A 22,828-nucleotide genomic window follows, 5' to 3' on the forward strand; every position below is an offset into this window, starting at 1 on the left:
CCGCTCGGGCTTAAGCGCCTGGAAGGACATGATGATGGTTTCACGTGAAACATTGGGATCGGCCCGATGACCCGCGCCGACTTCGCCCGCCGCATTCCGGTCACGCCTGATGTTCTGGACCGCTTGCAACGTTACGCGGATTTGCTGGTGAAATGGCAAGCGCGGATCAACCTGGTCGGCCCCTCGACGATCCCCGCGCTGTGGGAGCGCCATATGTTGGATTCGGCCCAATTGACCGCTCATCTGCCATCCGGCCCCGTTCTCGATCTCGGCTCCGGCGCGGGTTTTCCCGGATTGGTCCTGGCCATCATGCGGGGAGGGCCGGTGCATCTGGTCGAATCGGATGTTCGAAAATGCGCCTTTTTGCGAGAGGCCGCTCGCCTGACGGAGGCCGATGCGGTGGTGCACAACGTCCGCATCGAAACTTTGGCGCCGTTTCCCGTCGCGGCGATAACCGCCCGGGCCCTGGCACCTCTCGCCAAACTGCTGGAAATGGCTGAAAATTTTCTTCATCCGGCGGTTCATTGCCTATTTCTTAAAGGCCGTGGTGGTGAAGAAGAATTGACCGACGCGCGCAAAGATTGGATGATGACCCTAGAACGAATTCCCAGTCTTGCCGATTCGTCGGGACAAATTCTCCATCTGAGAGAGGTTCATCGTGGTCGAGACGAACGTTAGCCGCGGCTTATTGGCGTCGTCGCGTATCATTGCCGTTGCTAATCAGAAGGGTGGCGTCGGAAAAACCACCACCACCATCAATCTGGCCACGGCCATGGCGGCGGTGGGAAAACGGGTGCTGATCATCGATCTGGATCCTCAAGGGAACGCCAGTACCGGTCTTGGCATCGAGCGTCGTACGCGGGCCGTCAGTTCCTATCATGTGCTGATCGGCGAGGCGGAATTGGCGGAAGGGGTGATCGCCACCTCGATACCCAACCTTTCCGTGGTGCCGTCCTCCATCGATCTTTCCGGCGCGGAAATCGAGCTGGTGAACCAGCCCAAGCGGGAACATCGACTGGCCGCCGCCTTGAATACTCAAATCCAGTACGATTTCGTCTTGATCGATTGCCCGCCGTCGCTCGGGCTTTTGACTTTGAACGCCCTGGTGGCCGCCCAGGCGGTCCTCGTGCCCCTGCAGTGCGAATTCTTCGCGCTGGAAGGCGTCAGCCATCTGGTCAAGACCATCGAACGGGTCAAGCAAGCCTTCAATCCCGATCTCGAATTGCACGGAATCGTGCTGACCATGTTCGACAAGAGGAACAATCTTTCCGATATGGTGGCCGCCGACGTACGTGGTTATTTTGGAGACAAAGTGTATAAAACGGTGATTCCCCGAAACGTTCGCGTGTCCGAAGCCCCATCGCATGGCAAACCGGTCCTTCTTTACGATATGCGGTGTTCCGGTTCCGAGGCCTATATCCGCCTCGCCGGCGAAGTCTTGAAACGTGAACGTAGTCTGGTGGCATAGGTATGGCTGAAGAGTCTCGTCGCCGTGGCTTGGGCCGCGGTCTTTCCGCTTTGCTGGGCGATCCCGTCGTTGCCGCCGTGGATCAGGCGGCCGATGGTGAATTTTCCCAGGCCGGCTCTCCCCTGAAGGGTTTGCGCAATCTTCCGATCGAAAAATTGCAGCCCGGCCGGTATCAGCCGCGCCGCGTGTTCGATCAGAGCGCCATCGATGATCTTGTCGAGTCGGTGAAGGAAAAGGGCATTCTGCAGCCTCTTCTGGTCCGGCCATGTCCGGATGAGCCGGAAATGTTCGAGATCATCGCCGGGGAACGCCGCTGGCGGGCCGCGCAGGCGGCCCATCTCCACGACGTCCCGGCCATTGTGCGGAACTTGTCCGATCGCGAGGCTTTGGAAGTCGCGCTGATCGAAAATCTCCAGCGTCAGGATTTGTCACCCCTGGAGGAGGCCGAAGGCTACCGGCGTCTGATGGACGATTTTTCCCATACGCAGGAGGAATTGGCGAAAACCGTCGGCAAGAGCCGCAGTCATGTCGCCAATACCATGCGGCTCCTGGCGCTGCCCGATCCGGTCAAGCATATGCTGGACGACGGGTCGTTGACCGCCGGCCATGCGAGAGCCCTGCTGACCAGCAGCGATCCGGTCGCCTTGGCCGAACAGGTGATCGGCAAGGGGCTGAATGTTCGTCAAACCGAGAAATTGGCTCAGCAGGGGCCGGAAAAGGCCAAATCCCGCAAGGATGGCGCCTCGGCTCCGGTCAAGGATGCCGATCTTCTCGCTCTCGAGCGCGATCTGACCAACATCCTGGGACTGAAAGTCTCCATCGTCCTGCAAGGGAAGGGGGGAGAGATTTCCGTCCAATATTCGACGTTGGAGCAGCTCGACGATGTGTTGCATCGTCTCAGCAACGGCGTCCATGGCCGCGCGGCGGTTCACGGGGACTGAATCGCTCTTTGAGCAGCTACCTTAAAGTCGTCATGCCCGGACTTGATCCGGGCATCCGCGTGCCCACTTCAAATGACGTCGGTCGATCTATGTAATCATGGATTGCCGGGTCAAGCCCGGCAATGACGGTTTTGGGTTGCAGCTATCACTCAAATGCGAGCAACGCACAAACTATGCCGGACAGCCGTGGACTTGATCCGGGCATTCCCGTGTCCGCCTCCAATGAGGCCGGTTGATTTTTGCAATCATGAATTGCCGGGTCAAGCCCGGAAATGACGATTTTTGGTTGTGATTGGAACCGATCTACCGTCCCAGAAAGCCGGGCGGTGATCTTTCAGCGCCTTTGTGCGGCCGGTCCTTTGCGGCCGGCGGCGCGGGTCAGTTGCATGACGGTACGGCTGCAGATTTCCTCGGCTGGCATACCAGTGCTTTTGCAGTCCATTTCCGCGTTCACCAGCAAATCGAGGGCCGTCCCCAAACGTTCCGCCGGCCAACGAATCAATTGGCCGCGCATATGCTCCGCTACGCGAAAATGGGGCGGCGGCCTGAGGACCGCCAAAGCCTGGTCTGGGCTCTTGCCACGGCCCATGGCTCCGGATGCCAGATGCAAACGTTGAAAATGCCGCTGCAGGCTGCGCAATACGGCGATAGGCGAGGTTCCCTCGCGATAGAGACGATCCAAGACCCTTTGGGCCGTCGGGTGGTCGCCCTCGGCGCAGGCCATGGATAGATCGTCGAGCGACAGGGCCGCCGTATCGCCGATGCAGGCGATGACATCCTCCAGGCGGACACGGCCGCCGCCGCCGCCCATGTAAAGTGCCAGCTTCTCCAGCTCCGAGCGGGTGAGCAGGCGATCCCCGCCGAGATGATCGGCCAGCCAGGCGACGGCGTCTGGTTCGGCCGTCAGTCCCTGTACCCGTAGGCTTTCATGAATGACGGCCTCCAGGCTTCCGCCCTCGTCGGCATAGCAGGGCAGGGCGACGGCATTGTCGGCGCCCTCGACCAGCTTGCGTAGAGCGGAGCGGGGTCCCAGTTCGCCGGCATCGAGAAGAACCAGGGCGTCGCCGGCCGGATGATCAAGAAAGGATTGCACGGCCTGCGATACGCCGTCGCCGGCGTCATGGACGCGAACGACCCGCCGTCCGCCGGTCATGGCGATGGCCGCCGCCTCGTCGGCCAACCGCGCGGGATCGTCCTTTACGCCGGTCGCCGTCAAATCGGCGATACGGAAAGGATCATTGGTATCGGCGCAGACGCCCTTGGTCAGGCGGGCGATCCGCTCTTTGACCAATCCGGCGTCGGGCCCATAGACCAGAACCACGCGAGCGGCGGCATCGGGCGTCTTCAGGAAACTCTCGATGCGGTTGCCGGCCAGCTTCATTTGGCGGGGCTTTGCGCTTTCACTTCCGCCGCCTTGGCGAAATAAGCGGCGAGACGATTGCGGATCTCGTCGGCGATCGACTGGGCGGCGCGGCGATGAATATCGTCGGCGGCGGAAATATTCGCGTAATGCTCCTCAAGGAAGTCATAACTGAACATCTGGCTGAAACTTCCGGAGAGAACGCGGGTCGAACCCTCATAGAGCCAGTAGGTGACACCGTAAGTAACAAGATTCCGGGTGGCGGTATCGTCCTTGCGGAGCGCCTGCTGGGTTTCCGAGATGGTGGGGGTAACCACCAAACGATATCGCGCTTTTGCGCTTTCGCCGCGCGGATTGAGGTCGGTCAGCAGGGCGTTGTGGATCAGTTGCCCTTCGCGGTCGACCAGGGGACTGACCTGGACGCTCGCCAGGTCGCTCATGACCGCCGCGTTGTAGGAATCCTTGCCGTAGAGCGGGTGGAATCCGCAGGAGGTCAGCAACAGCACGCCAAGGCATAGCACAGCCGTCGCAAGACACCGGACCGGCGCCCTGCGACGGGTTGGGGACTGTTCAGACCACGACATTGACGATCCTGTTGGGGACCACGATAACCTTGCGCGGTGCCTTGCCGGCCAGCAGGGAGGCAACGGCAGGCAAGGCGAGGGCGGCCGCCTCGGCCAATCCTTTGTCGGCATCCTTGGCCATCTCCACGGTTCCCTTGAGCTTTCCATTGACCTGAACGGCCAATGTGACGCTGTCCTCGCTGACCAGGCTTGGATCGGCTTCCGGCCAACCGCTGTCGACCAGCAATTGCTCATACCCAAGCTCGAACCACAATTCCTCGCCGAGATGGGGCATCATGGGACCGATCAATCGGACCAGGGTCTCCATGCCTTCGCGCAGAACCCAGCCGGCGCCGGCCTCGGTGGCCGGAATTTCGGCAAGGACATTGCTCAGTTCGCGGATGCGGGCCACCGCCTTGTTGAAATGGAAGCGGTCGAGATCCTCGCCGACCAGAGCAATGGTCTTGTGGACCTGTTGCCTGGCCTTCCTCGCCTTGGGTCCGAACTCGTCGGGAGCGGGGCTGCCGGGCGGGGGCAGGGCCACCACCGGATCGACGACCATGCGCCACAGCCGGTTGACGTAACGGAACGCCCCGTCGATGCCGGCGTCGGTCCAGTCGAGATCGCGCTCCGGCGGGCTGTCGGACAGCATGAACAGCCGGGCCGTATCGGCACCGTAGGTGGCGATGATGCCGGCGGGGTCGATGACGTTCTTCTTCGACTTGCTCATCTTCTCGGAACGCCCGACGGCGACGGGCCGTCCACCGTTTATTTCGATGGCGGAACCATCCGCCCGTTTTTCAACGTCGGTGGGAAGCAGCCAATGTCCGTCGGCGTCCTTATAGGTCTCGTGACAGATCATTCCTTGCGTCAGCAGGCCGGCGAAGGGCTCCTCGACGTTCAGATAGCCGCAGGTCTTCAAGGCGCGCGTGAAAAATCGGGAGTAGAGCAGATGCAGCACGGCATGCTCGATGCCGCCGATATATTGATCGACGGGGAGCCAGTGGTCGGCGGCGGCGCGGGAAAACCCCCGGTCGGTTTCGCCGGGAGAGCAGAAGCGGGCGAAATACCAGGACGATTCGAAGAAAGTGTCGAAGGTGTCGGTTTCCCGTTTCGCCGGCTTGCCGCATTTGGGGCAGGCCACATGCTTCCAGCTGGGATGATGATCGAGCGGATTGCCCGGCTTGTCGAAGGTCACATCCTCGGGCAGGGTCACGGGCAGGCTTTCGGCCGGCACCGGCACCACGCCGCAATCGGGGCAATGGATGACCGGGATCGGACATCCCCAATAGCGTTGGCGGGAAACGCCCCAATCGCGCAGCCGGTAATTGACGGCGCGCTGTCCGACATTCCGGCGTTCCATCAGATCGATGACCTTGGCCTTGGCTTCCGCCACCGGCAGGCCGTTCAGCGGGCCGGAATTGATCATCACGCCGTCTTCGACGAACGCTTCGTTTCCGACGACGATACTGGCCGGATCGACACCCTTGGGGGCGACCACCGGCGTTACCGGCAGACCATATTTGCGGGCGAAATCGAGATCGCGCTGGTCGTGAGCGGGACAGCCGAAAATGGCGCCCGTGCCATAGTCCATCAGTACGAAATTCGCGACATAGACCGGCAGTTCCTGACCGTCGACCAGCGGATTGCGGACCTTCAGGCCGGTGGCGAAACCTTTCTTTTCCGCCGTTTCCAGGGCGGCTTCGCTGGTTCCCAGGCGATTGCATTCGGCGATGAATTGCGCGAGCGCCGGATTGTCGGCGGCCAAGGCGCCGGCCAGCGGATGATTGGCGGCGATGGCGCAGAACGAGGCCCCGAACAAGGTATCGGGCCGGGTGGTATAGATTTCGATGCGATCGTCGCGGTCGACCAGATCGAAAAACAGGCGCAGGCCTTCCGAGCGTCCGATCCAGTTCTCTTGCATCAGCCGGACCCGGTCGGGCCATCGGTCGAGCTGGCTCAAGCCTGTCAGAAGATCCTCGGCGAAAGCGGTGATCTTCAGGAACCATTGGCTGAGCAACCGTTTTTCGACGAGGGCGCCGGATCGCCAGCCGCGCCCGTCGATGACCTGCTCATTGGCCAGCACCGTATGTTCCACCGGATCCCAATTGACCCAGGATTCCTTCCGATAGACCAGTCCGGCCTTCAGGAAGTCGAGGAACATCTTCTGTTCGTGGCGGTAATAGTCCGGCTCGCAGGTGGCCAGCTCGCGCGTCCAATCGTAGGACAGCCCCATGGATTTCAGCTGGGTCCGCATGGCGGCGATATTTTCGCGGGTCCATTTGGCCGGATGAATACCCCGCTCGATGGCGGCGTTCTCCGCCGGCAGGCCGAAGGCGTCCCACCCCATGGGGTGCAACACGGCATGACCGCGCGCCCTTTTATAGCGCGCCACCACGTCGCCCAGGGTGTAGTTGCGGACATGTCCCATGTGGATGCGACCCGACGGATAGGGAAACATCTCCAGGACATAATATTTGGGCCGGGGGTCGTCGTCACGGGCCAGGAAGCTTTGACGCTCCTCCCAAACCGTTTGCCATTTGGCTTCGGTTTCCCGGACGTTGTAGCGCTCTTCGCTGCGCGAGGTCATCACCGTATCTTCTATAAAAACAAGCCATGCCCGCGAAGGGCGCGGGCATCCATCGGAGGATGAAGCGCCCCGCCGATGGTCAGGGGCGGGGCGCGGGGATCAAGACGGACGGTTAAGTCAGTTCTTCTGGGCCGCGGCACTGGCCGAGCGCATTTCGCGGGCCCGCGTCAAAATGGCGTTTTCCACGTCGATCGCCGTCTTCTGATCGACATTGGAATCGGCCCAATCGCCGCCGGTGGTCTGCACCTGCCGGAATACCGACACATGGATACCGTCGGCGCGCAAGGTACGGTCCAGGATGAAGATCGACATCTTGAAACGTTCCGTCGGGCTTTCCGGCGGCGCGTACCAGTCGGTAATGATGACGCCACCGAACGGGTCGGCCGAGGCAAGCGGCATGAAAGACAAAGTATCGAGGCTGGCGCGCCACAGATAGGAATTGACGCCGAGGCCGGCACCGGCCTCCTCGTTCTTTTTCTTTGCGCCGCCGAACAGGTTTATTCCACCCTCCCCGAACAGGCCCGGCTTTTCCTGGTTTCCCCAGGTCGGACTGTCATCGCCCGGACGCTTGTCGGGATAGACCGAATCAAATTGACTGCAGGCGGCCAAAGCCGCCGTGGTGGCGGCCAGTACCAGCGCCGTCCACATCTTCCTGTTCATCGAAATACCTCTTCCGGCCTTGTCTTTGCGGTCCGCGACCAGGCTCATCCGATGGGTTCGCCGCCGCAACCCTCTCTCGTACCACAGGCACCGGTAAGGACCAAGGCCGTCTTTGCGCGAATCCCCCGGCTTGTCATGGAACTGTTACCCTCCGGTCAGGCCACCAGACAGAAATTGTGCTTTATCTGCAACAGTGAGCGACATTTATCACAAGAAGCACGTTAAGCTATTTGACTAGATATCTCAGCAATGGCTTCTTAAAGCTCATCAAATCCTCAGTTTTGTCCGGGGGACCCCTGGGTTCGCCCCTCACGTTGGGATCAGGAGATAAAATGAAGAAGGTTCTTCTCGCCAGCAGCGCTCTGATCGCGCTCGGCGCCATTTCGGCCCAGGCCGCCGAGCCGATCAAGCTCGAGCTGAAGGGCACTATTGTAGAAAACTTCGGCTATGCCAGCAATTACACCCTGAACAGCGCTTCGACGCCGGCCGGCAGCAAGACCAACAAGATCTATGAGCAGGACGACGGCACCATCAGCATCGTCGGCAAGACCACGCTGGACAACGGCATCACCGTCGCTGCCAACTGGGATCTCTATGGTTACGGCGGCAGCCAGAGCCGCAGCGTGAATGGCTCTTGCGGTAACACGTCCGCCTCCGCCTTCACCGGGGCGACTTCCACCAAGCAGTGCGTCGGCAACGAAGTGATCAAGCGCGCCTATGTGACCATCGGCACCCAGGCCGGCACGTTCATCCTGGGCGAGCGCGAGGACGCCACCTACATCGTCCACAATAGCGCTCCCGACGTCAGCCCGCTCTCGCCGATCGGCGACGGTTATTGGTATTGGTGGGTGAGCTCGCCTTCTCAGCATCGGACCTATACTCTCGACAACGACAGCCGCTATGACGATCGCGGCAACAAGATCACCTACATCACGCCGTCCTTCCACGGCTTGGCCGCCGCCTTCACCTATGTTCCGAGCGTTTCCAACTCGGTCGGTTCGGGTTCGGGCACCGCGCCCACCTCGAGCGACGTGGCGACCTGGGTCAGCAATGGCCAGATCAATGGCGCCAACTACGGCGGTGACGCTTACGGCGGCGGTTTGGCCTATTCGAATACTGTGGCGGGCGTGGGCGTGAAGGGCGATGCAACGGTGGTGCAGGCCAATGTCGCCAATCTGCGCGTCTATCAGCAGGGCCTGCAATTGTCCTATGGTGGCTTCACCCTCGGCGGCTCCTCGATCATCCGTGACGTGCCGTCTGATGCGACGGTCAACGGAATCTATTCGAACGCCCTGCTTAACAGTGTCGGTGCTGCAACCTCCTTCACCGCTAGCACCTCGGCGAACTCGATCGCTCAGGCTGCTGCTTATGCCGGTAATTCCTACACCGCCGGTCTCAGCTATGCGACCGGTCCTTATGCGGTCAGCTTCGCGTACTTCCATGACAACACCAAGAGCTTGAAGGTCCTCAACGGCACGGGTAAGGCCGACAGCACCGATGTTTATGATATCGGTGCGTCCTATCTCGCCGGTCCGGGCGTGACCTTCCGCGCTGGTGTTGGTTACGTCGACTATCGGGGCAGCAAGATCAATAATAGCGCTGCTTACCTGAACAACAACAGCGGTGTCGCGGCGCTCACCGGCGTCAAGCTCGACTTCTAATTCGTCGAGAAGACATCATTAGCGTTCCCGGAAGGGCGGTCTTCGGACCGCCCTTTCTTTTTGCGCTCGGCCAACCGGGCCGCAAACCTTCGAAAACCATATTTATTTTGCCTCTAATAAGGTCGCTAATACTGCTTAAAACGTGAGCAATGTGATTTTTGCATGGCCAAAACGTGGCATCCCCATCACAGCATGACGCTAACGTTACAAGGCAATCCCATTCCTTTTCATGTCAACCAACGGGTGCGGTACAAAAAGGGCGGACAGGGAACCCGCCGCCTCACCGGCCGGCATTCAAGGGAACGAGGGGAATATCAATGAAGAGGACTTTATTTGCTGGCGTTGCCGCGATCGCTCTTTCCGGCGCGTCTTTCCCGGCCTGGGCCGAAGAGACGCCGGCGGCCGCTCCGGACGCAGGCCCGACGGCGTTGTCGCAGCCGGCCATGACGGGGCCGATCGCCGCCAATCCCAATCCATTCAGCTTCGATGCCGGTCCCGCCGGGACCATCTATGTTTCAGGAATCCTGAGCGGATTCGGGCAAATCCAGACCAACCACGCGAGCGGCGACCATCACAACCAGACCGATATCACCAACGGTCAGGCCATCGTGCAAAAGACCGACGGACTCTTTCAATTCTATGTCCAGGCCGGCACCTATTCGCTGCCGTCGCTGGGGACTCCCTATATGCGGTCGAGCAAGACGGTGGACAATTTCTACGGTGCCGTTCCCGTCGCCTATGCCAAGGTGGCGCCCAACGACAGCCTATCCATCCAGGCCGGCAAGCTGACCACTCTGATCGGCGGGGAATACACCTTCTCGGTCGAGAACATGAACATCAACCGCGGCTTGCTGTGGAACCAGGAAAACGCCGTCACCCGCGGCGTGCAAGGCAATTACACCGTCGGACCGCTGGCCTTTTCGCTGCAGTGGACCGATGGATTCTATTCGGACCAGCTCAAATGGCTGACCGGTTCGGCCACCTATACCATCGACCCGGCCAATTCGGTGGCCTTCGTCGGTGGCGGCAATTTCGACGAGAGCGGCGTGCAGAGCACGGCGACGCCGTTGGCGCAGAACAATTCGCAAATCTACAATGTGCTTTATACCTACAACGCCGATCCCATCACCATCGCGCCCTACATACAATATTCCTACGTTCCGAAGAATGTCTCCCTGGGCATCACCCATGACGGCTCGACCATCGGCGGGGCGCTGCTCGCCAAATACAGCTTCGGATCCGAGACGCCGCTCAACGGCGTCAGTCTGCCCATCCGTTTCGAATATATTTCGTCGTCGGGCAGCGCGAGCGATGGAACCCCGAACCTGCTTTACGGCGCCGGCAGCGACGCCTGGTCGATCACCTTCACGCCGACTTATCAGTACAAGCTGTTCTTCGCCCGCGCCGAGGCGGCCTACGTCGGAACCATCGACGCGACCAGCGGTTCGGCCTTCGGCGGCACCGGTACGAAGAAATCGCAAGCGCGCCTGACGCTGGAGACCGGCATCGTTTTCTGATCCGGCGCGATTCTCCCTTTTTGACCGCACCCGGGATTCATTCCCGAGTGCGGTCGCTTCCTCCCAAACCGCCAATGGCGGCGATTCCGGCGGCACCACTGCCGACCAGCCGGGTCACCGTGGCGACGGTAATGCCCCCCAATCCGTAAACATTAATAGCCGTCCGGTGAACCAACCGACGGAACCCCAGGAGACCCAGACTGGCTTCGCCCGGATGGCTGAGGGTGGGGAAAACCGGGGAGAGAAGGGCGGCGGTGGCCTTGAGACGGGCGGCCTTGAGCAAGCCCTTTCGTCCATGGGCGGCGGCGGTCAGCATCGGGTGCCGTCGCCGATGCCACAACCGGACGCGCACCGGAACGCAAGCCGCCAGACCTTCGGGCAGATGCAGCCCGCAATTCAGACGAACGGCAAGTCCGAAATCGCCGGCGATCAACAGGTGCAGCCGCCGCGCCTTGCACAGTTTGGCCAGACGGGCGGCGAGAACCGCCCGGTCCGGCGCCTGGTAGTGACGATAAATCACCACGCTTCCAAAGGGCAGGCGGGCGGCGGCGGCAAGTGGATCCGGCAGTCTGACGTCATCGGTTACCAGGATGATCGGCGGCAGGCGGGCGGAACGCCGTGCATATCTTCCGCCCCCAAAATTGAGGTGGCGCGCCAAGTCTGTTAGGGTCCGCATGCTCTCATTCCAATAAGGACGATCCCGTGGTGACCGATGATTCCCAAGCCGATGTGCTCGCGCAATATCAAGCCGTAACGGATGAACTGGCGGCTGCCGAAGCCGCCGCCGGCCGGCCGGGCGGATCGGTGCGTCTGGTGGCGGTATCGAAAACCCACCCGGCTTCGCGGATTCGTCCGCTGCTGGAGAGAGGACATCGTCTGTTCGGAGAAAACCGGGTCCAGGAGGCGGAAGAGAAATGGCCGGCGCTGCGGAGTGATTTCCCCGATCTGGAGCTGCATCTGATCGGTCCCTTGCAGACCAACAAGGTCAGGGAAGCGGTTGCGCTGTTCGACGTCATCGAAACCGTCGATCGTCCGAAACTCGCCGATGCGCTGGCGAGGGAAATGGAGCGGACCGGCCGTTCCTTGCGGTGCCTCGTGCAGATCAATACCGGTGCGGAACCGCAAAAAGCCGGCGTACTGCCCGAGGAGGCGGACGCGTTCATCGAGGAATGCCGTCATCGCCGGCGGCTGGCGGTCGAAGGATTGATGTGCATCCCCCCGCAAGCCGATGATCCCATGGTCCATTTCCGGATGCTGGCCGCCATGGCCCATCGGCATGGCCTGCCGATCTTGAGCATGGGCATGAGCGGCGATTATCCCCGCGCCATAGCCGCGGGGGCCACTCATGTCCGCGTGGGAACCGCCATTTTCGGGCATAGGTAGCCCGGCGGCAATTCTTCCGATCGTCAGTTGCCGACGGGAATGAAATATTGGACCAGAAGCGATTCGTTGCCCGGATTGCGCTGGGTCAGGCCGGCATTGGACATGTGGTAGAAGCCCACGCCCAAACGCGACTTGTCCTCGAAACGCCAGGCGATATCGACCCCGGTGCGGAATTCCACATGGGATCCCAACCGGTACCCGTGGCCGCCATAGCCGCCGACAGCGACATTCGGCGTCAGGATGACATGGTCGGTGAGTGCGAAATCGGCCAGAAAACCGCCATAGCCGAAATAGTCGCCATCGGTGGCGGCGAGAAATCCGACTTGCGGTCTGAGGACTCCCAGCCCGACGTCGGGCCGGAACCCGACATCGAACTCGGCGGCATGGGCGTCATCGCGAAAAACCTCCCAGGCCCCGACGCCGATGGCGACATAGCTCGGATCGGCCGCCACAGCGGGCCCGAACCATCCCCCCACGGCGATACAGACCGCCATGGCCAAGCCTTTCGCTGACACTCCCATTGAATCCCCCGCGAAGCATTATCCGATTTTCGATGATACGAAATGCTCCGCCGCTTTCACAGCGCTTTCACGAACCAAACAGGAAGCCCGACGTGAGATTGCCGAATGATCTACATCGGACACTGCTCAGTTCATCTGCAAAATACTGTTGGCCGTCTCGCCGTCGGTTTTCTGCGTTGCCGGGGTGATGGTTCCAAGACTGGCGGCGCGATTGTATTTATCCATCGCGTCGTTGAAGGCGCCGGCGAACCAGGCGGTGTTGGTCTGGTCGGAGGAGGGGTTCGGGCGCGTCTGGGCGACGGCGCGCGCATTGCCGGGAACCGCGGCGGGCCCGGTGGTCGGCATGGGCAAAGTCTGCCGGGGGATGACCGTGTTGCGCTGTGTGGGAGTGGGGAAGGTGCGGGCCGGCTGGGCTGTGGCGGCCGCGGTTTGCTGATTGGCGGTGGCCGCTTTCGCTTCCACGGCCGGCGTCAGGGAGATCGGAGTGGCCGGAACGGGCGCCGGGGCTGTGGCTGCCGCCGTCGTGGCTGCACCGTTTCCCGCGGATTGCTGGGAATTGCCGAAGATCAGAAAATCGCCGGCCGTGGTGGGTGCCGAGGCGTCGGCCGCAACCGGTTTGCCGGAAATCGCGCTGCTGTCTTTTTCCTTTGACGGTGTGGCCGCCGTCGCCACGGCACCAGCCGCGCCAAAGACCATGAAGTCGCCGTTTCGGGCCGGTCCGTCGGAAACCCCGCTCAGGATGGCGTCGCCATTGCTTGCAGGCACCGCAGCGCTCTTGGAGGCCGCCGTCGCCATCGCCGTGCTGGCCGGCGTGGAACCGCCGAAGACCATGAAGTCGCCGGCCGTGGCCGGACCATTGCCGGAAACCACCGGCTCCGAGGCGGTGCCGGCCAGGCTTGAAATCGTGATCGGTTCGTTCGACGGCTCGTTCCGAGCGGTGTTGGCCGGTTCGGCGGCGGGAGGGTCGTTCTTGGCGAGGGCCGTATCCCCGGTGTCATCCGAGAACAGCGCGATGACATGGCCGTCGATGCTTTTGCCGGTGCTGTCCTCGATGAGCAGGTTGGCGACCGCGGCGCCCAACCCGATGGGGCCGCCCCACAGGGCGCCGCCGATCACGTCGGCGACGGCGCCTTCCTTGTCGCCGGTCAATTCGCGGTAAATGGTGTTGATCACCGGAATATGCTGGAGCGGATTGACCAGATCGAGCAGGTCGGAAAAGCTCGGGCCGTCGTCGTCGTCGAAGGCTTTGATGGTGGAGTTCCCGTCGCCGGGCGTCTGGCTGGCGGCGACGACCGATTCCGGCTCGCTATGGGCCGGTAAGGGGGCAGGTCCGAATGAGGACTCGACGGTCATGGCGCTCGACGCTTCCAAGAGTGGCAACCGGAAGAATCAAAAGCAAATGTCGTGCCACTTATAAATAATTGGAATATATAGATATTTTATCTTGCCAGGACGCTCGCGGATCGCTCCGGACGCGTCTTGCCGGGCAGCTTCTGCCGGGCTAGAAGAGATGGCCGCTGCGTGTCGCCTTGGTGTGAAGATAGGCGGCATTGTGCCCGTTCGAGGGAAACACATGGGGAACCCGCTCGATGACCTCGACGCCGTGACGGGCCAATCCCTCGACCTTGCCGGGATTGTTGGTCAGCAGGCGGACATGCTGGATGCCGAGAAGACGCAACATCTCGGCGGCCGGCAGATAAATCCGTTCGTCGTCGTCGAAACCCAGCTGCTGATTGGCATCCAGGGTGTCGAAGCCGGCATCCTGCAGTTCATAAGCCCGGAGCTTGTTGACCAGGCCGATGCCCCGTCCTTCCTGGGCGAGATAGAGCAGCACGCCGCCGCCGGTCTTGGCGAGCAGGGCGATGGCGCCGCGAAGCTGGTCGCCGCAATCGCATCGCAGACTGCCGAGAAGATCGCCGGTGAAGCATTCCGAATGCAGTCGGGTCAGAACCGGTTGGTCGCGGTCGGGATGACCGACGATGATGGCCAGATGTTCGATACCACCGTCCGAGGGCCGGAACGCCACCACGCGGGCCTCTTCGGCATCGGCCAGGGGAACGCGCGCTTCGGCGACCCGTTTGAGACTGCGCGCGGCGATCGGCCGATAGGCCAGGATGTCGCCGGCCGCGACCCGGAACAGACCCTCGTGGTCTCCCGTGGTCGGCGCCGCCACGACGGCCGGCAGCAGGCGCGACAATTTGGCCAGGGCGACGGCGCCCGGCGCCCAGGCCGGAATCGGATCGGCACTGACCGTCAAATGCGGATCCAGCCGCAGATCGCCAAGCGGATTGGCCAATCCGGCCACCTGCACTGGGGTCAGCGGATCAGGGCCGGAGACGACCGCGACTTGCGGAACGTCTTCGATCAGGCCGAGGACATGCGCCCGGCGTCCGGTCAGGATTACCCGCGGAGAATCCCCGCTGAGGCGGGTCAGGCGAGTCAGGGACTCCGCCGAAGTCGCCTCGGCCGCCAAAACCAGGACGGAGGAGCCGTCTTCAGCGTCGATTTGGACAAGGCCGCCGCGGCGCAGTTCGGCGACGGCGCGATCGACCGCGACCAATGCATTGGGCGGTTGGGGAAGGGGAACGGGTTTGACGATCAAGGATCGGCTCATGTAACTCTGGCAGCAGACCGGAGGCGCGGCACCATAGCCGCTTTTCCCCCGATGCAAAAGGACGAACGCGTTGACCTGGCCTTCAAGGCCCGCTTTTCTCTATCACCGTTCGGTTCCATGACCAATCCGCTTTCGGCCGCCGATTAGAAATCGTGAGAAAGAGAAACGGATAGGATAGCATGGCGTCTTCGGCTTCGAGTGTTCGATATTCCATGACGAAACACATCTTGATGGTGCAGGCCGACGAATTGCTGGCCCGGTCCCTGGCGGATCAGTTGACCGCTCAGGGTTATCTGGTGGCGGCGGCGCCTTCGGTAACGCGGATCGACCAGTGGCTCGCCGGCAAGGCCATCGATCTGCTGCTGCTCGATGCCCAATCGGTGGACGACACGCTGCCGGCGGTTTGCCAAACCATGCGGGCCGCCCTGGGACCATGTCCGATCGTCGTCCTGGGCGTCGGCCGGGAAGGCGAGGCGGCGCTGAAGGCGGCCGGCGCCGACGCCTGTCTGGCAAAACCCTATCGTTTCGCCGAATTGCTTCAACATCTACAGGACCGGTTGCGCGATCCGCCGGCGGGTGGCGAAATTGCCATTGGCGCCTTTCGTCTTCATCCCATTGCGCGCCACCTGACCGACGATGCCGGCCGGCGCATTCATCTGACGGAAAAGGAAACCGCCATTCTGGCCTATCTTCACCGCGCCGGTGCCCGCGTGGTATCGCGTGACGAGCTTCTGGGCCAGGTCTGGGGCTACTCCAACGCGGTTTCCACCCATACGGTGGAAACCCACATCTATCGCTTGCGCCGCAAGTTGGCCGGCACCGCGGGGGCCGAAGCCCTGCTGTCCACCATGGCCGGCGGCTACCGGCTGAATTGAAGCCCTAAGCCAGGTCGATCATGACCGGCGCATGATCGGAAGGTTGCTGCCAGCCCCGGCTTTCCGCGAAGACGGCGGCACCGGTCAGGCGGGGCGTCAACTGCGGGGTCACCCAGATATGATCGAGACGGCGCCCGCGGTCGCTGGCGGCCCAATCGGCGGCCCGATAGCTCCACCAAGTGGACAGTCGTTGCGCAGGAGGAATGAAATGACGGACGGCGTCGACCCAGCCGAGCGATTCCTGTAGCGCGGTCATCTTTTCGATCTCGATCGGCGTGTGGGTGACGATCTTCAGCATCTGCCGATGCGACCATACGTCGGTCGGCAAAGGCGCGATATTGAGATCGCCCACAAGCACTCTGGGCCGATCCGAGGCGTCCTGAGCCGCGAACCAGGCGGTCAGCGAATCGAGAAACTCCAACTTGTGGGCGAATTTGCCGTTGACCTCCGGATCGGGGATATCCCCGCCGGCCGGGATATAAAGGCAATGCACCTCCACCTCTCCGACGCGGGCGATCAGATGGCGGCAATCGTCGCGGCCGCACCAGTTTTGGCTTCGCACGTCTTCCAGCGGCAGCCGCGAGGCGATGGCGACGCCGTTGTAGCTTTTCTGCCCGAAGATGGCGATGTCGTGATAGCCCAGCGCTTCCAGCGCTTCCCGGGGGAACTGCGGATCGGCGACCTTGGTTTCCTGCAGACAGACCACGTCCGGCCGCAAGGCCATGTCGATCCGGGCGAGCTGCTCCAGGCGCAGCCGCACCGAATTGACGTTCCAGGTGACGAGACGCAACGCTCAGACCAGGGTGAAGACGTGGGTGGTGACCCCGTCGACATGGATTTCGATGCGATCGCCCTTGACCACCTGACCGACGCCGGCCGGCGTACCGGTGAAGATCAGATCGCCCGGGGCCAGATGGACATATTCCGACAAGGCGGCGATGACTTCGGAAACGGACCAGATCATCTGGCCGATATCGCCTTGCTGTTTGGCCGCGCCGTTGACCGAAAGGGTGATGGCCCCGGTGGCGGGATGGCCGATCTCCTCCACTGGGTGCAGGACGCCGACGGGGCCCGAGAAATCGAAGCCCTTGCCCATGTCCCAGGGTTGCCCCGCCTTCTTGGCGGCCGACTGAAGATCCCGCCTCGTCAGGTCGCAGCCGACGGTATAGCCGTACACATGCTCAAGCGCGGCGGTCGCCGGAATGGCGTCGCCTCCCTTGCCGATGGCCACCACCAGTTCTCCCTCGTAATGGAGATTTTGCGTGGCGCTGGGAAAGGGAACGGTCGGCAGCGTCGTGATGGCGTCGGCCGGCTTGGTAAAAAAGACCGGAGGTTCGCGGTCGGGGTCGTTCCCCATCTCACGGACGTGATCGGCATAATTCCGTCCGACGCAGAAGACACGGCGCACGGGAAACAGGCCGCCGCCGGACACCGGCAAAACGACGGGAGCGGGCGGGGGGAAAACAAAGAACGTCATGGGAACTCCGCCTTTGGAGGAACGCGCGAGAAGCAAGCGGGGAGTATAATCAGAAAAGACGAAGATATGAAAAGCACAGTTGCCAACCGATCGCCTGGTACAAAAGAAGGGCGCCCGGTCAGGGGGGTAACCGGGCGCCCAATGCTCCTCTGCGGAGCGTGGGAACGGCAGGGGAAACCGCTCCCACCGATCACGGACGTTGCGACCGCGACCATCTGTTTTAAGAAATGGTCGCGGGGAGGCCGGTCCTCAATTCGCCCAGTCACATATCAGCCATGTGAATATCACATGGCTGACCCGCAAAATAGCAATTCTTGAGGTTTACCGACCACTTGTGGATAAGTCCGGGCCATGACCCAGCTTCGGATCCTTGAAATAAAAAAGATCCTTGTCGAAGGTGAGGCCCGTCGAAGCGTCGAACAGCGAGACGGTGGTGACTTGTCCCTGCGGGTCGGTGACCTGCCATTGCCGCAACTGGAACGGCGATTCGGTAAAGACCAGGGTGATCCGTCCCTGGGACGGATCGGCCGCCTTGATCACCGTCACATTCATGATGCCGGGCTGATGGCCCACCTTGGTGACCTTCAGATCCTCGCCGTTCAATTTGATCGCGGGACGGACGAGGATGCCGGCCGGTGTGGAATCGAGACCGAGATAGCTCACCTGCTGCAACTGCTTGTCGTAATAGATGAGGAAATTGCCGTCGGCGACCACCTCGATGGGGCTGGGCGGGTCGTAGTCCAGCCGCAACCGTCCGGGCCGCCACAGATAAACCGTGCCTTCGGCGGTGGCGCCGTCGGGATTGACCTGCATGAAATGGGCTTTGAAGGTGGTAATGCCGTTCAAATAGTTCTCGGCCTTCTCCACATCGGCGCTCTCGGCCGAGGCCGGTACCGCCGCCGAGAGGGGCCCGGTCAGCGATAGCGAGCACAGCGCCGCCGCCAAAGCCAGACGCCAGCCCCTTCCTTTGCGTTTTCCCGCGATTGCGCGGCCGGAGTGGTTCTGAGGGAACGACATGGAAACTCCTAAGAAAAACTAAGGCCGCCGGCGACGGCTCAGTCGCCGTGGCTGCGCACCAGCACTTCGCGTTTGCCGACATGATTGGCCCGGCTGACCACCCCCTCGGCTTCCATCTTCTCGATGATGCGGGCGGCGCGGTTGTAGCCGATCTGCAGATGCCGCTGGATGAAGCTGGTCGAGGCCTTCCCTTCCCGGGCGACCAGCGCGACCGCCTGATCGTAAAGGCCGTCTCCGGAATCGCCACGGCCGCCCGGATCTTCCCCGCCGCCTTCGTCCTCTTCCGTCACGTTGTCGACATAGTGCGGCTCACCCTGCTGGCGCAGATGTTCGACCACCAACTCGACTTCCTGGTCGCTGACGAAAGGCCCGTGCACGCGGGTGATCCGGCCGCCGGCCGCCATATAGAGCATGTCGCCCTGGCCCAGCAACTGTTCGGCGCCCTGTTCTCCTAAGATAGTGCGGCTGTCGATGCGCGACGAGACCTGGAAGCTGATGCGGCTCGGAAAATTCGCCTTGATGGTGCCGGTGATGACGTCGACCGAGGGCCGCTGGGTCGCCATGATCACATGGATGCCGGCGGCCCGGGCCATCTGGGCGAGCCGCTGAATGGCCGCCTCGATGTCCTTGCCGGCAACCAGCATGAGATCGGCCATCTCGTCGACGACGACGACGATGAAGGGCAGGGGCTGCAGATCCAGATCCTGGTCTTCGTAAACCGGCTTTCCGGTTTCCGGGTCGAACCCGGTCTGCACCGTGCGCGACAGGCTTTCCCCCTTGGTCCGGGCTTCGGCCAGCCGCTGGTTGTAACCGGTGATATTACGCACGCCCAACTGGCTCATCGCCCGATAGCGGTCCTCCATCTCGCGGACCGCCCATTTCAAGGCCACGACCGCCTTGCCGGGTTCGGTCACCACGGGCGCCAGCAGATGGGGGATGCCGTCGTAAACCGAAAGTTCGAGCATCTTCGGATCGATCATGATCAGGCGGCATTCCTCCGGACGCAGCCGGTAGAGCAGCGAGAGGATCATCGTGTTGATGGCGACCGATTTGCCCGATCCGGTGGTTCCGGCGATGAGAAGGTGGGGCATGCGGGCCAGATCGACCATGATCGGCTGCCCGCTGATATCCTTGCCCAGCACCAGGGTCAGGCGGGAGGGAGCCCGCTCGAAAGCCTCGGAAGCCAGCAGTTCGCGCAGAAAGACGGTTTCGCGCCGGCTGTTGGGCAATTCGATGCCGATCACCGAGCGGCCGGGGACCGTGGCGATGCGGACCGACAGCGCGCTCATCGAGCGGGCGATGTCGTCGGCCAGACTGATCACCCGCGACGTCTTGGTTCCCGGCGCCGGTTCCAGTTCGTAGAGGGTGACCACGGGACCGGGCCGCACCTTGACGATCTGACCGTTGACGCCGAAATCGTCGAGAACGGATTCCAAAAGCCGGGCGTTCTGGGCCAGGGCATCCTCGTTGATGCCGGTGCCGCGATTGTCCGGAGGCGCGGCCAGAAGGCCGAGCGGCGGCAGTTCGTAGCTGTCGTCCGGCAGGTCCAGGCGGCCCTGGCGGCCGTCCTGTTCGCGCCGGCCAGGCTGGGTCCGCGGTGCGCGCGGCGCGACCAGGGGTTCGGACGGCCGGATGGTGGGCGTCCGCTCGGCGGCGACGGGTGCCGCCGCCGGCTGGTCGGCGAATTGCTCCTCCTCGTCCGGCTCTTCGCCGCCGCCTCCTCCAAAGAATGACGGGTCGTGGCGGTTCCCTTGCGGAACGAAACCCTCGGCGGCGGCCATCAGCGGCCGCATGGGCCGCAGTCCGCGCAAGGTTTCGCTCCAGCGGCGCACGGCCGCCGCCGCCGTCCGCAGATGGGTGGCGATGGAGCGCCATTCCTCCAGGGAAAGTCCCAGGGCGTAAAAGGCGCAGACCAGGCCGAGCAGCGCGCTGAAGGGTACAAGGACCCAGAGCGCGACCGGTCCGCCTAGCAACCGCGCCGCTTCGCCGAGGCCTTCGAGCAGCAGCCGGCCGGCCGATCCGCCCAGGGCATCGCCCGATCCCCCGACCACGCCAGGAAGATGCCAGCCATCGGGCAGCGGGACCGAGGCCAAGGAGATGGCCAGCAGCAACAGGCTGCAAATCAGCAGCAGCGCCCGCGCCCAGGTTTTCTCAAGCGGGATGCCGCTGACCAGCAGGCGGCCGCCCCAGGCGACGAGGGCGAGAACCGGCAGCCAGGCCGTCAGTCCGAACAATTGCAGAAGCAGGTCCGACAGAATGGCGCCAGGCGCCCCCAGCATGTTGCGGATGGAGCCGACGGGCGCGGCGGCGGTATCCAGGCTAGGATCCTGCCGGCTATAGGTGGCAAGCGCCGCCGCCAGGGCAAGGGCGATGGCGACGATCGCCAATCCGCCGGCCTGCAGCGACCAGCGTTTCAGCATGTCCGCCGCTCCGGCGGGCAGAAACCGGTGTTCGATCTTGCGGCGCGCGACCGGCTTCGCCATCAGGCCTCCACCAGCACATCGGCGATGCGCGAAAGCGCCCGCCGCGTGGTTTCCAGATCATGGACCAGGGCGACCCGGATGAAGGGAGCGCCGGGATTGCGGCCTCCTTCGTCGGGCCGGGCCAGATAGGCGCCGGGCAGGACGCGGACACCGGCGTCTGTCCACAGGCGGGATGCGGCCCGCTCGCCGTCTCCGACATCCAGCCAAAGGAAGAAACCGCCGGCCGGCCGGTAAAATCCCAACCGTTTCCCGAAGATCTCCTCGGCGACGTCGAGCTTGGCCCGATAGAGCGACCGATTGGCCTCGACATGGGTCTCCTCCTGCCACAAGGCGGTGGAGGCGGCCAGGATGGGCAGCGGCACGGCCGCTCCGCCATAGGCGCGCAGCCGTCCAAAATCCTTGATCAAACCGGCTTCGCCGGCGACGAAGCCCGATCGCAGGCCCGGCGCGCTGGAACGCTTGGACAGGGAATGGAAGATCACCACCCCTTCCATGCCTCCGCCCAGCTTGGCGCAGGCTTGCAACGCTCCGGCCGGTTCGGTCCCGTCATAGATTTCGGAATAGCATTCGTCCACGGCCAGGGTGAAGCCGTGGCGGCGGGCCAGGGAGACGGCGGCCTCGAGATAGGCGGCATCGGCCACCGTGCCTTGCGGATTGGCGGGATTGCACAGATAGGCCAGCGCCGTCCGATCGAGGAGGGCCTTCGGCAGCGCCGTGAAATCGGGCAGGAAGCCGTTTTCCGGCCCTGCCGGCACGAAAACCGGCTCGGCTCCGGCCAGCAGCGCGGCGCCGGCATAGACCTGGTAGAAGGGATTGGGCAGCAACACCACGGGCGGTTTGGCGCTCTTGGCCGGATCGCAGACCAGATGGGCGATCTGAAACAGGCCCTCGCGGGTTCCGGATAACGGCAGGATCTGCCGGTCGCCGTCGATGGCGCCGTCCGGCAGGCGGAAGCGGCGCGTCAGCCAGGCGGCGGCGGCGGCGCGAAAAGCCTGCGTTCCGGCCATCGGCGGATATTTTCCCCATCCGGCCACCTGTTCGGTGAGGATGTCGGAGACCCAGGCCGGCGGCTGATGCTGCGGCTCTCCGATGGACATGATGATGGGATCGGCCCCAGGCGGCCCCTGCAGCAGGGTGGCGAGACGCTGGAACGGATAATCGGTAAGAAGATCGAGCCGTGGATTGGTCATGATGGGGGGAATTTACCGAAAACTCCGGCGAAGCCGAAGTTTTCTTTTAAATAACCCTCAAACGCCGGGCGGGCGCGTCCGCGCCCTTGGCTTACGCGCGAGCGCTCGCGCGGGGCCTCAACGGCCCAGTCGCGGGCAAGCCCGCTCCGTTCCTCATTGGCACCGTTGCCTGACGTGACCCGACCGGAACCGGCGCAGCCGGTGACTAGGCCATTAAGGCCGCCGCAGCTTATGCCGGGAGCGTCAGCGGAGGCATAAGCGAGGAGAGCCAAGCCGGCGGATGCCGGCGCCCGGCGTCTGAGGGACATTTATAAAGCCAAGGGGCCGAATGGCCCCGCCCGCCCGGCGTTTGAGGGCTATTTAATAAAAAAGGGAGCGCCTTTCGGGCGCTCCCTCGTTAACCAATCCCGGTGGGGATTGGTTAATGGATCACCTCGCCATGCAGGGTGATGTCGAGCCCCTCGGATTCCTCTTCCGGGGTGACCCGCAGGCCCATGACCAGGTCGAT

General features: G+C 62.8%; 20 protein-coding genes. 7 read left to right on the forward strand and 13 right to left on the reverse strand.

Features of this window, described 5'->3' with window-relative positions:
* The first annotated feature begins 66 nt into the window (after window positions 1-66).
* From rsmG to CWS72_RS25020, 3 genes are read left to right on the forward strand one after another with little or no spacing between them, the layout of a single operon-like run.
* The gene (gene rsmG, locus CWS72_RS25010; protein ID WP_101253387.1) at window positions 67-678 is read left to right on the forward strand and encodes a 16S rRNA (guanine(527)-N(7))-methyltransferase RsmG; all 612 of its coding nucleotides are present in this window, start codon (window positions 67-69) and stop codon (window positions 676-678) included.
* Entirely contained in the window at window positions 659-1,468 is an 810-nt protein-coding gene (locus tag CWS72_RS25015; RefSeq protein ID WP_101253388.1) for a ParA family protein, read from the forward strand. Before rsmG ends, CWS72_RS25015 begins: the two co-directional genes overlap by 20 nt.
* Window positions 1,469-1,470: 2 nt before the next feature.
* Window positions 1,471-2,409 (forward strand): ParB/RepB/Spo0J family partition protein, encoded by a 939-nt coding sequence (locus CWS72_RS25020; protein WP_101253389.1) that lies wholly within the window; start codon window positions 1,471-1,473, stop codon window positions 2,407-2,409.
* Window positions 2,410-2,743: 334 nt separating this feature from the next.
* Here CWS72_RS25020 and holA read toward each other — a convergent pair whose 3' ends face one another.
* The 4 genes from holA to CWS72_RS25040 form a co-directional block, all read right to left on the reverse strand.
* Window positions 2,744-3,790 carry a DNA polymerase III subunit delta gene (holA, locus tag CWS72_RS25025; RefSeq protein ID WP_101253390.1) on the reverse strand — a complete coding sequence of 349 codons (1,047 nt, stop codon included), beginning with the start codon at window positions 3,788-3,790 and terminating at the stop codon, window positions 2,744-2,746.
* Window positions 3,787-4,353 (reverse strand): LPS assembly lipoprotein LptE, encoded by a 567-nt coding sequence (lptE, locus tag CWS72_RS25030; RefSeq protein ID WP_101253391.1) that lies wholly within the window; start codon window positions 4,351-4,353, stop codon window positions 3,787-3,789. Before lptE ends, holA begins: the two co-directional genes overlap by 4 nt.
* A complete protein-coding gene (gene leuS / locus CWS72_RS25035; protein ID WP_101253392.1) occupies window positions 4,340-6,922 on the reverse strand; it encodes a leucine--tRNA ligase in 2,583 nt (860 codons plus the stop codon). The genes lptE and leuS overlap by 14 nt, the downstream gene beginning before the upstream one ends.
* Window positions 6,923-7,039: 117 nt before the next feature.
* Window positions 7,040-7,582, reverse strand: coding sequence for a DUF3576 domain-containing protein (locus tag CWS72_RS25040; protein ID WP_101253408.1), 543 nt, complete (start codon window positions 7,580-7,582; stop codon window positions 7,040-7,042).
* Window positions 7,583-7,896: 314 nt separating this feature from the next.
* Between CWS72_RS25040 and CWS72_RS25045 the strand changes: the two genes are divergently transcribed.
* Both CWS72_RS25045 and CWS72_RS25050 read left to right on the forward strand, forming a co-directional pair.
* Window positions 7,897-9,243 carry a porin gene (locus CWS72_RS25045; protein ID WP_146002880.1) on the forward strand — a complete coding sequence of 449 codons (1,347 nt, stop codon included), beginning with the start codon at window positions 7,897-7,899 and terminating at the stop codon, window positions 9,241-9,243.
* 317 nt (window positions 9,244-9,560) lie between these two features.
* Entirely contained in the window at window positions 9,561-10,760 is a 1,200-nt protein-coding gene (locus CWS72_RS25050) for an outer membrane beta-barrel protein (RefSeq protein WP_101253394.1), read from the forward strand.
* Window positions 10,761-10,797: 37 nt separating this feature from the next.
* Here the strand turns inward: CWS72_RS25050 and CWS72_RS25055 are convergent, their stop codons facing one another.
* The gene (locus CWS72_RS25055; RefSeq protein WP_101253395.1) at window positions 10,798-11,436 is read right to left on the reverse strand and encodes a thiamine phosphate synthase; all 639 of its coding nucleotides are present in this window, start codon (window positions 11,434-11,436) and stop codon (window positions 10,798-10,800) included.
* A 26-nt stretch (window positions 11,437-11,462) separates the two neighbouring features.
* Between CWS72_RS25055 and CWS72_RS25060 the strand changes: the two genes are divergently transcribed.
* Window positions 11,463-12,143: a YggS family pyridoxal phosphate-dependent enzyme gene (locus CWS72_RS25060; RefSeq protein ID WP_420824085.1), complete on the forward strand. Its 681-nt coding sequence runs from the start codon at window positions 11,463-11,465 to the stop codon at window positions 12,141-12,143.
* Window positions 12,144-12,166: 23 nt separating this feature from the next.
* On the opposite strand, the gene CWS72_RS25065 is transcribed toward CWS72_RS25060, so the two are convergent.
* The 3 genes from CWS72_RS25065 to ribA all read right to left on the reverse strand — a co-directional run bounded on the left by CWS72_RS25065 (window position 12,167) and on the right by ribA (window position 15,278).
* On the reverse strand, window positions 12,167-12,658 hold the full coding sequence (locus CWS72_RS25065) for an acyloxyacyl hydrolase (protein WP_158240812.1): 492 nt from the start codon (window positions 12,656-12,658) through the stop codon (window positions 12,167-12,169).
* Window positions 12,659-12,790: 132 nt separating this feature from the next.
* Complete coding sequence (locus CWS72_RS25070; RefSeq protein WP_101253398.1) at window positions 12,791-14,017, reverse strand: hypothetical protein; 1,227 nt, start codon at window positions 14,015-14,017, stop codon at window positions 12,791-12,793.
* Window positions 14,018-14,165: 148 nt separating this feature from the next.
* Complete coding sequence (gene ribA, locus CWS72_RS25075) at window positions 14,166-15,278, reverse strand: GTP cyclohydrolase II (protein WP_101253399.1); 1,113 nt, start codon at window positions 15,276-15,278, stop codon at window positions 14,166-14,168.
* 212 nt (window positions 15,279-15,490) lie between these two features.
* On the opposite strand from ribA, the gene CWS72_RS25080 reads away from it, so the two are divergent.
* Complete coding sequence (locus CWS72_RS25080; protein WP_158240813.1) at window positions 15,491-16,153, forward strand: response regulator transcription factor; 663 nt, start codon at window positions 15,491-15,493, stop codon at window positions 16,151-16,153.
* A gap of 4 nt (window positions 16,154-16,157) precedes the next feature.
* Here CWS72_RS25080 and CWS72_RS25085 read toward each other — a convergent pair whose 3' ends face one another.
* The 5 genes from CWS72_RS25085 to CWS72_RS25105 all read right to left on the reverse strand — a co-directional run bounded on the left by CWS72_RS25085 (window position 16,158) and on the right by CWS72_RS25105 (window position 22,320).
* A complete protein-coding gene (locus CWS72_RS25085) occupies window positions 16,158-16,943 on the reverse strand; it encodes an exodeoxyribonuclease III (protein WP_101253401.1) in 786 nt (261 codons plus the stop codon).
* Window positions 16,944-16,946: 3 nt separating this feature from the next.
* Window positions 16,947-17,630: a fumarylacetoacetate hydrolase family protein gene (locus CWS72_RS25090; protein ID WP_101253409.1), complete on the reverse strand. Its 684-nt coding sequence runs from the start codon at window positions 17,628-17,630 to the stop codon at window positions 16,947-16,949.
* A gap of 321 nt (window positions 17,631-17,951) precedes the next feature.
* A complete protein-coding gene (locus CWS72_RS25095) occupies window positions 17,952-18,647 on the reverse strand; it encodes a LolA family protein (protein ID WP_101253402.1) in 696 nt (231 codons plus the stop codon).
* A 38-nt stretch (window positions 18,648-18,685) separates the two neighbouring features.
* Window positions 18,686-21,130 (reverse strand): FtsK/SpoIIIE family DNA translocase, encoded by a 2,445-nt coding sequence (locus tag CWS72_RS25100; protein ID WP_101253403.1) that lies wholly within the window; start codon window positions 21,128-21,130, stop codon window positions 18,686-18,688.
* Window positions 21,130-22,320 (reverse strand): aminotransferase class I/II-fold pyridoxal phosphate-dependent enzyme, encoded by a 1,191-nt coding sequence (locus CWS72_RS25105; RefSeq protein ID WP_101253404.1) that lies wholly within the window; start codon window positions 22,318-22,320, stop codon window positions 21,130-21,132. Before CWS72_RS25105 ends, CWS72_RS25100 begins: the two co-directional genes overlap by 1 nt.
* Between the last annotated feature and the right edge of the window lie 508 nt (window positions 22,321-22,828).

It is taken from the genome of Telmatospirillum siberiense (assembly GCF_002845745.1).
Classification (GTDB): domain Bacteria; phylum Pseudomonadota; class Alphaproteobacteria; order Rhodospirillales; family Magnetospirillaceae; genus Telmatospirillum; species Telmatospirillum siberiense.

What these genes read in the sequence shown, in the direction of transcription:
- rsmG (WP_101253387.1), top strand. Translation starts at nt 67, where the DNA reads ATGACCCGCGCCGACTTCGCCCGCCGCATTCCGGTCACGCCTGATGTT.
- CWS72_RS25020 (WP_101253389.1), top strand. Translation starts at nt 1,471, where the DNA reads ATGGCTGAAGAGTCTCGTCGCCGTGGCTTGGGCCGCGGTCTTTCCGCT.
- holA (WP_101253390.1), bottom strand. Translation starts at nt 3,790, where the DNA reads ATGAAGCTGGCCGGCAACCGCATCGAGAGTTTCCTGAAGACGCCCGAT.
- lptE (WP_101253391.1), bottom strand. Translation starts at nt 4,353, where the DNA reads ATGTCGTGGTCTGAACAGTCCCCAACCCGTCGCAGGGCGCCGGTCCGG.
- leuS (WP_101253392.1), bottom strand. Translation starts at nt 6,922, where the DNA reads ATGACCTCGCGCAGCGAAGAGCGCTACAACGTCCGGGAAACCGAAGCC.
- CWS72_RS25040 (WP_101253408.1), bottom strand. Translation starts at nt 7,582, where the DNA reads ATGAACAGGAAGATGTGGACGGCGCTGGTACTGGCCGCCACCACGGCG.
- CWS72_RS25050 (WP_101253394.1), top strand. Translation starts at nt 9,561, where the DNA reads ATGAAGAGGACTTTATTTGCTGGCGTTGCCGCGATCGCTCTTTCCGGC.
- CWS72_RS25055 (WP_101253395.1), bottom strand. Translation starts at nt 11,436, where the DNA reads ATGCGGACCCTAACAGACTTGGCGCGCCACCTCAATTTTGGGGGCGGA.
- CWS72_RS25070 (WP_101253398.1), bottom strand. Translation starts at nt 14,017, where the DNA reads ATGACCGTCGAGTCCTCATTCGGACCTGCCCCCTTACCGGCCCATAGC.
- ribA (WP_101253399.1), bottom strand. Translation starts at nt 15,278, where the DNA reads ATGAGCCGATCCTTGATCGTCAAACCCGTTCCCCTTCCCCAACCGCCC.
- CWS72_RS25080 (WP_158240813.1), top strand. Translation starts at nt 15,491, where the DNA reads ATGACGAAACACATCTTGATGGTGCAGGCCGACGAATTGCTGGCCCGG.
- CWS72_RS25090 (WP_101253409.1), bottom strand. Translation starts at nt 17,630, where the DNA reads ATGACGTTCTTTGTTTTCCCCCCGCCCGCTCCCGTCGTTTTGCCGGTG.
- CWS72_RS25095 (WP_101253402.1), bottom strand. Translation starts at nt 18,647, where the DNA reads ATGTCGTTCCCTCAGAACCACTCCGGCCGCGCAATCGCGGGAAAACGC.
- CWS72_RS25100 (WP_101253403.1), bottom strand. Translation starts at nt 21,130, where the DNA reads ATGGCGAAGCCGGTCGCGCGCCGCAAGATCGAACACCGGTTTCTGCCC.
- CWS72_RS25105 (WP_101253404.1), bottom strand. Translation starts at nt 22,320, where the DNA reads ATGACCAATCCACGGCTCGATCTTCTTACCGATTATCCGTTCCAGCGT.